This window comes from Iodobacter sp. (genome assembly GCF_025352645.1).
Lineage (GTDB): Bacteria > Pseudomonadota > Gammaproteobacteria > Burkholderiales > Chitinibacteraceae > Iodobacter.
Map to the genome: position 1 here is coordinate 1 of NZ_JANXSO010000092.1, position 11,367 is coordinate 11,367.

The 11,367-nt window shown below is 50.2% G+C and carries 8 protein-coding genes; 7 read left to right on the forward strand and 1 reads right to left on the reverse strand.

Annotated elements, in window-relative coordinates; translation table 11 throughout:
• From Q0R17_RS10370 to Q0R17_RS10400, 7 genes are all read left to right on the forward strand, one after another.
• Window positions 1–390: SIS domain-containing protein (locus Q0R17_RS10370; protein ID WP_293934798.1), on the forward strand; the 390-nt coding region annotated here is incomplete at its 5' end.
• 18 nt (window positions 391–408) lie between these two features.
• Window positions 409–2,055: a glucose-6-phosphate isomerase gene (pgi, locus tag Q0R17_RS10375; RefSeq protein WP_293934799.1), complete on the forward strand. Its 1,647-nt coding sequence runs from the start codon at window positions 409–411 to the stop codon at window positions 2,053–2,055.
• Window positions 2,056–2,175: 120 nt separating this feature from the next.
• Window positions 2,176–4,836: a pyruvate dehydrogenase (acetyl-transferring), homodimeric type gene (gene aceE, locus Q0R17_RS10380; protein WP_293934801.1), complete on the forward strand. Its 2,661-nt coding sequence runs from the start codon at window positions 2,176–2,178 to the stop codon at window positions 4,834–4,836.
• Window positions 4,837–4,935: 99 nt separating this feature from the next.
• The gene (aceF, locus tag Q0R17_RS10385; protein ID WP_293934804.1) at window positions 4,936–6,561 is read left to right on the forward strand and encodes a dihydrolipoyllysine-residue acetyltransferase; all 1,626 of its coding nucleotides are present in this window, start codon (window positions 4,936–4,938) and stop codon (window positions 6,559–6,561) included.
• Between the two features lie 207 nt (window positions 6,562–6,768).
• Window positions 6,769–8,538 carry a dihydrolipoyl dehydrogenase gene (lpdA, locus tag Q0R17_RS10390; protein ID WP_293934813.1) on the forward strand — a complete coding sequence of 590 codons (1,770 nt, stop codon included), beginning with the start codon at window positions 6,769–6,771 and terminating at the stop codon, window positions 8,536–8,538.
• Between the two features lie 151 nt (window positions 8,539–8,689).
• Window positions 8,690–9,868 carry a lytic polysaccharide monooxygenase gene (locus Q0R17_RS10395; protein WP_293934805.1) on the forward strand — a complete coding sequence of 393 codons (1,179 nt, stop codon included), beginning with the start codon at window positions 8,690–8,692 and terminating at the stop codon, window positions 9,866–9,868.
• Window positions 9,869–9,958: 90 nt separating this feature from the next.
• On the forward strand, window positions 9,959–10,480 hold the full coding sequence (locus Q0R17_RS10400; RefSeq protein ID WP_293934807.1) for a glutathione peroxidase: 522 nt from the start codon (window positions 9,959–9,961) through the stop codon (window positions 10,478–10,480).
• A gap of 40 nt (window positions 10,481–10,520) precedes the next feature.
• Here the strand turns inward: Q0R17_RS10400 and Q0R17_RS10405 are convergent.
• Window positions 10,521–11,367: FAD-dependent oxidoreductase (locus tag Q0R17_RS10405; protein WP_293934810.1), on the reverse strand; the 847-nt coding region annotated here is incomplete at its 5' end.

Consider the following 11,367-nt stretch of genomic DNA (forward strand, 5'->3'; position numbering starts at 1 on the left):
ACCGTTTCCTATACCGATCCGCATATGCACGGCATGAGCGCATCGATGCTTGGGCCAGGAGATGCGGTGGTTGCCGTATCAAACTCAGGCCGCACTTTAGATTTACTGCGTTCAGTAGAAATTGCCCGCGATGCAGGAGCCGATGTGATCGGCATTACCCATTCCAAATCGCCATTAGCCAAGCGTTGCACGCTTTGCCTCTATGCCGACACGATGGAAGACCCAGATCTATACACCCCAATGATTACCCGCATCGTGCATCTGGTGATTATCGACGTGCTTGCCGTTGGCGTAGCGCTCAGACGTGGGCCAGAACTCATAGACCAACTCGAAAAAATGAAGCGCAGCCTTAAAGAAAAGCGCGTTCGTGGTCATGATAATTACAGCTGATTAGATAAGGATAGCAAGATGTCAAACCTCACTCAAACACCAGCGTGGCTGGCGTTAGAAGAACACTTTAATGAAGTGTCGCCACTGCATCTGCGTGATTTGTTTAACGACGATCCACAACGCTTTGACAAATTTTCGCTTGAATCAGGCGGCTTGTTTTTTGATTACTCAAAAAACCGCATCACCGCCAAGACCATGACTTTGCTGATGGATTTAGCACGTCAATCTGGATTAGAAGCGCGCATCAAGGCGATGTTTTCTGGGCAAAAGATTAATAGCACCGAGCATCGTGCCGTGCTGCACACCGCATTACGCAATCTAGACAAGCATCCATTGATCGTGGATGGCGAAGATGTGATGCCTAAAGTAAACGCTGTTAAAGAAAAAATCGGCGACTTCTCAGATAAGGTTCGCTCGGGCGAATGGCTGGGTTATACCGGCAAGGCGATTACCGATATCGTAAATATCGGCATTGGCGGCTCCGACCTTGGCCCACTGATGGTATGCCAAGCGCTCAAAGATTACGGCCACAAACGCTTAAAAATGCACTTTGTTTCGACAGTAGACGGCGACCAAGTGGTTTCTACGTTGGCGGAACTTAACCCAGAAACAACACTCTTTATTATTTCTTCCAAAACCTTTACCACCCAAGAAACGCTCACCAATGCCCGCACATCACGCGCTTGGTTTGTAAAAGCTTCGGGGGACGAAAAACATATTGCCAAGCATTTTGTAGCGGTCTCTACCAACGCCAAAGCAGTGGGTGAATTTGGTATTGATACCAATAATATGTTTGAGTTTTGGGATTGGGTTGGTGGCCGCTATAGCCTATGGAGCGCAATTGGTTTACCGATTGCTATTTATTTAGGTAAACATAATTACCAAGACCTCCTGCATGGTGCATACACCATGGATCAACATTTTTGCAGCAAGCCATTAGAGCAAAATTTGCCGGTAATTATGGGCATGCTAGGTGTTTGGTATGTGAATTTCTTTGGCGCATCCACCCAGCTTATTTCCCCTTATAACCAGTCGTTGTATCGCTTCCCTGCGTATTTGCAGCAGTTGGATATGGAATCAAACGGTAAAACGGTTGATTTGAATGGCAAACGCGTGAACTATCGCACCGGGCCCGTTGTATGGGGTGACACCGGTATTAACGGCCAACACGCTTATTACCAGTTATTGCATCAGGGCAGCCAAATCGTACCCGTCGATTTTATTGCCACCATAGAGCATCCAGATATTCCTGAGCCGCACAATACGATTCTGATGGCCAATGTATTTGCCCAGACAGAAGCGTTTTTACGCGGTAAAAATGAAGCCGAAGTACGGGCAGAATTAGATATTCAAGGCATTACTGGCGAAGCTCAAGATGCTTTAGTTCCACATAAAGTATTTGAAGGTAATCGCCCAACCAATACCATTTTAATGCAGCGTTTATCCCCGCGGCGTTTAGGTGCATTGATTGCTCTGTACGAGCACAAAGTATTCGTACAGGGCACGGTCTGGAATATTAATTCCTATGACCAATGGGGTGTAGAGCTTGGCAAACAATTGGCAAAAGCCATTGAAGCCGATTTAACCACTCCAGGCTTAACCACTAACCATGACGCTTCGACCAATGGTCTGGTGAATTATTACAAGCGAAATACCCCCCGTTAAATGGGATGTATTCATTCTGGCCGATTACAATGCAGGCCTTTTAAAAGTAGGCTGGTCCACACAACCAGCCTGCCTTCGTACAGTGCGAAGAATTAACCCACTCACAAGGTAGAGAGACCAATGGCAGAGCAGCTTCATGACCTCGATCCCCAAGAAACGCAAGAATGGCTAGAGTCACTCGATAGCGTCCTCGAAAAAGAAGGCGCAGAGCGCGCCCATTTCCTGGTTGAAAAGCTAGTCGATCACGCACGCCAAGATGGCGTCAATATTCCATATACAGCTACTACAGCTTATATCAATACCATTCCAGCGCACCTGCAAGCCAAGCACCCTGGCAAGCCTAATCTGGAAGAACGTATTCTGGCGTATACCCGCTGGAATGCGGCGGCAATGGTGGTTAAAGCCAATCGCGATGAAGCAGAGCCGGGCGGCCATATTTCTTCATTCGCCTCCGCAGCTACTTTATACGATATCGGCTGGAATCACTTCTGGCATGCGCCTTCAGAAAACCACGGCGGCGACTTAGTTTACTTCCAAGGCCATTCTGCACCTGGCGTTTATGCACGTGCTTTCCTTGAAGGCCGCATTACTGAAGACCAACTGAATAAATTCCGCCGTGAAGTAGAAGGCGGCGGTTTGTCGTCCTATCCGCACCCTTGGCTGATGCCTGATTTCTGGCAGTTCCCAACGGTATCGATGGGCCTTGGCCCACTGATGGCGATTTACCAAGCGCGCTTTATGAAGTACCTGGACGATCGTGGCTTTAAGCAAAAAGGCGATCGTAAAGTTTGGTGCTTCTGCGGCGATGGTGAAATGGACGAGCCAGAATCGCTAGGTGCGATTTCCCTCGCTGGCCGTGAAAAGCTCGACAATCTGATCTTTGTGATTAACTGCAACTTGCAGCGCCTTGATGGCCCAGTACGCGGTAACGGCAAAATCATTCAAGAGCTGGAAGGCGACTTCCGTGGCTCTGGCTGGAATGTGATTAAAGTAGTCTGGGGCACAGGCTGGGATGCCATCCTTGCTCAGGACAAAAAAGGCCTGCTGCAAAAACGCATGATGGAAGTAGTCGATGGTGAATACCAGACTTACAAATCCAAAAATGGCGCTTATGTACGCGAACACTTCTTCGGTGCTTACCCAGAATTGCTCGACTTGGTTGCGGCCATGTCGGATGACGATATCTGGCGTCTGACTCGCGGCGGTAACGATCTTTATAAAGTGTACGCAGCTTATAAAGCCGCTTCCGAGCACAAAAATCAACCGACGCTGTTACTCGTTAAAACCGTAAAAGGTTTTGGCGTAGGCGCGGCAGGCGAATCGCAAAACGTAGCGCACAACACCAAAAAGTTGTCCGATACCGATCTGCTTTACCTGCGTGATCGCTTTAATATCCCGCTGACCGACGAAGAAGCGATTGCTTGCAAATTCTATCGCCCTGCTGACGATAGCCAAGAACTGAAGCATATGCACGAGCGCCGTTCGGCACTTGGCGGCTTTGTGCCATCCAGAAAGCCAATCGACGAGCCACTGGAAGTACCCGGCTTAGACGCATTGCAAGGTTTATTGGGTAGCAGCGGTGAGCGTGAAATGTCCACCACCATGGCCTTTGTTCGTATCTTGAACACCTTGGTTAAAGACAAAAAAATCGGTAACCGCATCGTGCCTATCGTGCCGGATGAATCGCGCACCTTTGGTATGGAAGGCATGTTCCGCCAGCTGGGTATTTGGTCGCATGTGGGCCAGCTGTACGAGCCACAAGATGCCGATCAGCTGATGTTCTACAAGGAATCCAAGACTGGCCAAGTGTTGCAGGAAGGGATTAACGAAGCCGGTGCGATGAGCGATTGGATTGCTGCGGCAACCTCCTACGCCAACCACGGCGTCACCATGATCCCGTTCTACATCTACTACTCGATGTTTGGTTTCCAACGGATCGGCGACTTGGCATGGGCAGCGGGCGATTTACGCGCTCGCGGCTTCTTGGTCGGTGGTACAGCGGGCCGTACAACGCTGAACGGCGAAGGCTTGCAGCACCAAGACGGTCACGGCCATCTGTTTGCTGAGTTTATCCCGAACTGCGTGTCTTACGATCCAACCTTCGCTTACGAGCTGGCGGTGATTGTGCAAGACGGTATGCGCCGTATGTATCAGGATCAGGAAAACATCTATTACTACCTGTCAGTAATGAATGAAAACTACAGCCACCCAGCCATGCCAGAAGGCTCAGCGCCCGGCATCCTGCGCGGTATGTATATGTTCCAAGAAGGTAACAAAGACGCTGCACTGAAAGTGCAGCTGATGGGCTCAGGTACCATCTTCCGCGAAGTGATCGCTGCGGCAGCGCTGCTGAAAGCGGATTACGGTATCGATGCAGATATCTGGTCTTGCCCAAGCTTTAACGAACTGCGCCGTGATGGTATGGCGGTTGAGCGTCACAATATGCTAAACCCAATGGCCGCGCAGCAAGTGCCTTATGTAACTGAATGCTTGACGGGTCGTACCGGTCCTGTGATTGCGGCTACCGATTACAAACGCGCGTTTGCTGATCAAGTTCGTGAATACGTTCCTGCTAAATACGTTGTGTTGGGTTGTGACGGCTATGGCCGCTCTGATTCACGTAAGGCATTGCGTAGCTTCTTTGAAGTCGATCGCTACCACGTTGCGATTGCTGCACTGAAAGCACTGGCTGACGAGGGCAAAATTCCTGCTGCGAAAGTAGCAGAGGCTCTTGAAAAGTACGGCATTGCAGCCAACCGCCCAGCGCCTTGGACCGTGTAAAGCAGTGAGACTTTGTCTTAAGCAGCACGCTTAAAGACAAGGAGGAGGGATTCGTCCCTTCTCCCCTCTCACTCCATACCCCTCACAGGATTCGTATATATGAGCACATTAATTGAAGTAAAAATCCCCGACATCGGCGGCCACGAGGGCGTTGAAGTGATCGAGGTTTTTGTAAAAGTTGGCGATACCATTGAAGTAGAGCAATCACTGATTACACTCGAAACCGACAAGGCAACGATGGAAGTGCCATCGACCCACGCCGGTGTAGTAAAAGAAATGAAAATTAAAATTGGCGATAAAGCCTCTGAAGGCAGCGTTGTTTTACTGCTAGAAGCCGCAGATACCGCCAGTGCAGCAGCACCTGCTGCGGCTCCTGTTGCAGCTGCTCCAGCTCCAGCTCCGGCAGCAGCAGCTCCCGTAGCCAGCGTTGCCAGTAGCATCGAAGTGCGCGTACCGGATATCGGTGGCCACGATGCAGTAGATGTGATCGAAGTCTTTGTAAAAGTCGGCGATGTAGTTGAGAAAGAACAATCCTTGATCACGCTAGAAACCGACAAAGCCTCAATGGAAGTGCCGTCCCCTGAAGCGGGTGTGGTTGAAAGCATCACGCTCAAAGTAGGCGACAAAATCAGCGAAGGTGGCTTGATTCTGGTACTGAAAGGCACAGCATCAGTTGCTGCCGCAGCACCCGTGGCTGCAGCTGCTAGCGTTGCGGCTCCAACGCCAGCGCCGACTCCAGTTGCAGCACCTGCTCCCGTTGCAGCTCCCGCAGCAGCAGCGCGTCCAGTTGACGAAGCCAGCTTCAAAAAATCCCATGCATCGCCTTCGATTCGCAGCTTTGCGCGTGAATTGGGCGTTGATCTGGGTCGCATCACCGGCACTGGGCCTAAGGGCCGTATCTTGCATGGCGATGTACAAGCTTATGTGAAATCGATCATGAGCGGCCAAGCTGCAGCGCCAAATGCGCCCGCAGCAACAGGCACAGGCTCTGGTCTTGATCTGCTGCCATGGCCAAAAGTCGATTTTGCCAAGTTTGGCCCGATCGAAACCAAGCCATTGACTCGTATCCAGAAGCTATCTGGCGCTAATCTGCACCGCAACTGGGTAGTGATTCCACACGTCACGTTTAACGACGAATGCGATATCACCGAGCTGGAAGAATTCCGCAAATCCATCGGTAAAGAGTGGGAAAAAAGCGGCATGAAGCTCTCACCACTGGCCTTTATTATTAAAGCCGCGGCTGAAGCGCTAAAAGCCTTCCCTACCGTTAACGCCAGCCTCGATGGCGACAATTTGATCTTAAAACAGTATTACAACATCGGCTTTGCAGCTGACACGCCAAATGGCTTGGTTGTACCTGTTATCAAAAATGTCGACCAAAAAGGCCTGAAGCAAATTGCCAAGGAATTGACCGATCTTTCCGCCTTAGCGCGTGAAGGCAAGCTCAAGCCGACCGATATGCAAGGCGCAACCTTCACCATTTCTAGCCTTGGCGGCATTGGCGGCACTAGCTTTACGCCTATCGTCAACGCCCCTGAAGTGGCGATTCTTGGCGTGTGCAAATCACAAGTCAAGCCGATCTGGAATGGCAAAGAATTTATGCCACGTCTGATGTGCCCGCTGTCGCTCTCCTTCGATCACCGCGTCATCGACGGCGCAATGGCCGGCCGCTTCACCGTGCAACTAGGCAAGCTCCTAAGCGACATCCGCCGCTTGGTGTTGTAAGCCTCAGCTTAAAAATTTACTGCTAAAACCCAAATCTTAAAACACGGAGTTAAGGAGAGCACGGAGCAACACGGAGAAAAGCCTCGCATATTTTTTCTCCGTGAAACTCCGTGTTCTCCGTGGTTCAAGGTCTGGGTTTTCAATCCTTTTGTAGTATGTGAACCATAGTGCGGTGCACTTGCTACCATTGACCAAATGGAATGAATGATGAGCAATCTGATCGAAATTAAAGTCCCCGATATCGGTGGCCATGACAATGTCGATGTGATCGAAGTCTTTGTAAAAGTCGGCGACACGGTTGCCGTGGAAGAATCGTTAATCACGCTAGAAACCGACAAAGCCACGATGGAAGTCCCTTCCACCCACGCCGGTGTAATTAAAGAAGTTAAAATTGCTGTTGGTAGCAAGGTTTCTGAAGGCAGCCTACTGGTGATTCTGGAAGTAGCAGCTGCTGCCACGGCTACTCCAGCTGCAGCGCCAAGCCCAGCTGCTGCTCCAGCACCACAAGCCGCCCCTAGCGCTGGTAGCCATAGCGGCGCTGCCGACTATGAGTGCGAAGTTGTGGTACTGGGTGGCGGGCCAGGTGGCTACTCCGCCGCTTTCCGCTCGGCCGACCTTGGCATGAAAACTATTGTGGTAGAACGCTTCGCTAAGCTTGGCGGCGTGTGTTTAAACGTAGGTTGTATTCCTTCTAAAGCCCTGCTGCACAATGCGGCGGTGATTGACGAAGTGAAACACTTGGCGGCCAACGGTATTAAATTTGGCGAGCCAGAAGTTGATATCGACGCGCTACGTGGCTTCAAAGAAAAAGTCATCGGCAAGCTCACAACCGGCCTTGCGGGTATGGCCAAAGCACGTAAAGTTGAGTTTGTACGTGGTGTGGCTCGCTTTATTGATCCTCACCATTTAGAAGTAGAAATCACTTCAGGTGATGGCAAAGAAGTCACGGGTGAAAAGAAAGTTATCAAGTTCCAAAAAGCGATTATCGCGGCTGGATCTTCGGTATTTAAACTGCCTTTCGTTCCAAATGACCCACGTGTAGTGGATTCAACCGGCGCACTAGAGCTTAAATCCATCCCAAAACGCATGCTGATTCTGGGCGGTGGGATTATTGGTCTGGAAATGGGCACGGTTTACTCCACCTTAGGCGCACGCCTAGATGTAGTGGAAATGCTGGATGGCCTGATGCAAGGCGCGGATCGCGACTTGGTTAAAGTATGGGAAAAATGGAATGCCCATCGCTTTGACAACATCATGCTCAACACCAAAACAGTGGGGCTTGAAGCCAAAGAAGATGGCATCTGGGCGACTTTTGAAGGGGCTAACGCGCCTAAAGAGCCGCAATGTTACGACCTCGTACTGCACGCCACAGGCCGTGTGCCTAACGGCGGCAAAGTCGGCGCAGAAAACGCAGGGGTGATTGTGACTGATCGCGGCTTTATCCCTGTCGACAAACAAATGCGCACCAATGTGCCGCATATCTTTGCGATTGGCGATTTGGTTGGCCAGCCTATGCTGGCGCACAAAGCGGTGCACGAAGCGCACGTTGCTGCTGAAAATGCCGCAGACCACAAAGCCTTCTTTGATGCCCGCGTGATTCCTGGCGTGGCTTACACAGATCCAGAAGTAGCCTGGGTGGGTGTCACCGAAGAAGAAGCCAAGAAAAATGGCATCAACTACGGTAAAGGTGTATTCCCATGGGCCGCCTCTGGCCGTGCCATTGCCAATGGCCGCGATGAAGGCTTTACCAAGCTAATTTTCGATCAAGATACTAAGCAAATCATTGGTGGCGCGATTGTTGGCCCGCACGCTGGTGATATGATTGGTGAAATTTGCCTAGCGATCGAAATGGGTTGCGATGCGGTAGATATTGGTAAAACCATCCATCCTCACCCAACTATGGGCGAATCGATTGGTATGGCCGCGGAAGTATTCAAAGGGGTATGTACAGACCTGCCCCCGCAAAAAAAGAAATAAACCAAGCACTTGCTTTCATAAAACCCCGAATTTATTCGGGGTTTTTTATTGGGCAACCCTAATTGAGTTTTCTTAAATCTTTCAATAAGCTGATGATGTCAATTGGCGTAGATCAAAGACACTTTTTATAAACTTGGATGGACAGACAACAATGCAAAAAAAATACATTTTAAGCGCAATTTTAACCAGTTTATTCACACCTCTAGCCAGTGCTCATGGCACCATGGAAGTACCTATTAGCCGAATTTTAAGCTGCTATAAAGAAGGCCCTGAAAGCCCTAAATCTGCAGCCTGCCAAGCAGCCGTAGCTGTATCTGGCCCGCAAATGCTCTACGACTGGTCAGGTGTAAACCAGCTACCAAACGGCAATCACAAAGCCTTTGTTCCTGACGGCCAACTCTGCGCAGGGGGTAAATCTAATTATGCAGGGATGAATCTCGCCCGTAGCGACTGGCCAGTCACACCGATAGCCGCCGATGCCAATGGCCAATTTGATTTTATCTACACCGCACCAGCAACCCACCAAACGCGCAACTGGCAGTTTTTTATTACCAAAGATGGCTGGAACCCAAACAAAACACTGGCTTGGTCTGATCTAGAAGACACGCCGTTTTGTACGCTGGGCAATACTGCGGCTGTAGATAAAAAATACAAACTCAGCTGCCCGCTGCCTAAAAAAACCGGTGTGCATATTATTTATAATGTGTGGCAGCGCAGCGACAGTGACGAAGCGTTTTATTCCTGCTCGGATGTCAATTTCTCCGGAGGCCTGTCTACCTATAAGGAACTAGGGCAAATCCGTGCTCAGCAGGATTTAAAAGCCGATAGCAAAATCACTTTCCGTCTATTTGATAAAGATGGCCGCGACGTAGAAAGCTTCTCCATTACCACCGGCTACGACTCCCAGACCGGCGAAAATACCGCGCTGGCAGCAAACTGGCCTTTCTATCTCGCCCAGAAGGTCAATATCAGCTCACGCTATATTAGCGTGGGGATACTGGCCGCCAATGGCAGCGTATCGCCGGTTAAATCCGTGCAGGATAATCGCGTTTACGCCCGCAATAATGGTGAATACACCTTTAAAGTGGATATCAGTGGAGTCATTGTTCCAACCCCCGTGCCAACACCTGTACCAACACCAGCTCCAACGCCTACGCCGTCCACAAGCTGCGCACCAGATTGGAAAGTTGCCAATACTTATGCCACGGTCAATACCAAAGTCAGCCAGAATCTGCATAACTATCAGAATAAATGGTGGACTACTGGTGAGGAACCAGCAAAAAGCGCTCAGTGGGGTGTATGGCAGGACTTAGGTAGCTGCAAGAAATAAACCATGCAAGGCACGGCATGCCGTGCCTTTTACGCAGGCATCAGGCTTATACTGATGCCTGCAAAAATACACCTACGGCGAGGAAACACCATGCGTGCACTCTTACTCCTACTCGTCAGCGGCATCAGCAGCGCTGCCTGCCCGCCCTTACTCGATTTTCAAAGCAAAACGCTGCAAGGCAAACCCTTTGATTTATGCGCCTATAGCGGCAAGCCAATACTGGTGGTGAATACCGCCAGCAAATGCGGCTTTACTCCGCAATTTGAAAAGCTAGAAAAAATCTACGCCAAATACAGAGAGCAAGGATTACTAGTGGTGGGCTTTCCATCCAATGACTTCAAACAAGAACTAGCCGATAACAAAGAAATCGGCGATTTTTGTAAACTCACCTATTTTGTAGAATTCCCCATGCTAGAGAAATCCAGCGTGCGCGGCCCAGACGCCAACCCGCTGTTTAAAAGGCTCACCACCGCCTCTGACACCTCGCCCAAGTGGAACTTTTACAAATACTTGATCGCTCCAGACGGCAAAACAGTCAATGCCTACAGCTCAGTCACCGAGCCAGACGATAAAGAAATTATTGGCAAAATTGAAGGCTGGCTGAAGAAGTAAAAAATGTAGGGTGGGCACAAAAATGTGCCCACCCTACATTTTAATGACGCATCAAGTAATCAAACGCGCCCAGCGATGCTTTTGCACCATCGCCCATCGCAATCACGATTTGCTTGAAGGGCACGGTAGTGACATCCCCTGCGGCAAACACCCCAGCCAGCGAAGTTTGCCCGCGGTTATCGACTTCAATCTCACCGTGTTTACTTAAATCAAGCGTACCTTTTAGCCAATCGGTATTGGGCAGCAAGCCGATTTGTACAAAGATGCCTGCCAGATCAACCTGATGTGATGCACCAGTTTGGCGATCGGTATATTGCAAGCCACTGACCTTTTGCCCATCGCCCAATACGGATGTGGTTTGCGCTTGTTCAATCACCACCACGTTGGGCAGGCTATAGAGTTTTTTCTGCAATACCGCATCGGCACGCAGTTCTGCGCCAAACTCCAGCAGGGTTACGTGTTCTACAATTCCAGCCAAATCAATAGCGGCTTCTACGCCAGAATTACCCCCGCCCACCACCGCAATACGCTTGCCTTTAAACAGTGGGCCATCGCAATGTGGGCAGTAGGCTACGCCACGGCCACGGTATTCTTTTTCACCCGGCACGTTCATTTCGCGCCAGCGCGCACCGGTCGCAATAATCACCGATTTGCTTTTAAGCGTGGCACCGCTAGCAAGGCGAATCTGGCTAATGCCGTTTTCATCGAGGCTCAGCGATTCAGCACGTTGCAGATTAATAATATCCACATCGTATTGCTTTACATGCTGCTCCAGCGCTGTAACCAGCTTTGGCCCTTCGGTTTCTTGCACCGAAATAAAGTTTTCGATACTCATGGTGTCCAGCACCTGTCCACCAAAGCGCTCGGCCACCACACCGGTGCGGATA

Coding starts and splice junctions, on each gene's coding strand:
- pgi (WP_293934799.1), top strand. CDS start 409: ATGTCAAACCTCACTCAAACACCAGCGTGGCTGGCGTTAGAAGAACAC.
- aceE (WP_293934801.1), top strand. CDS start 2,176: ATGGCAGAGCAGCTTCATGACCTCGATCCCCAAGAAACGCAAGAATGG.
- aceF (WP_293934804.1), top strand. CDS start 4,936: ATGAGCACATTAATTGAAGTAAAAATCCCCGACATCGGCGGCCACGAG.
- lpdA (WP_293934813.1), top strand. CDS start 6,769: ATGAGCAATCTGATCGAAATTAAAGTCCCCGATATCGGTGGCCATGAC.
- Q0R17_RS10395 (WP_293934805.1), top strand. CDS start 8,690: ATGCAAAAAAAATACATTTTAAGCGCAATTTTAACCAGTTTATTCACA.
- Q0R17_RS10400 (WP_293934807.1), top strand. CDS start 9,959: ATGCGTGCACTCTTACTCCTACTCGTCAGCGGCATCAGCAGCGCTGCC.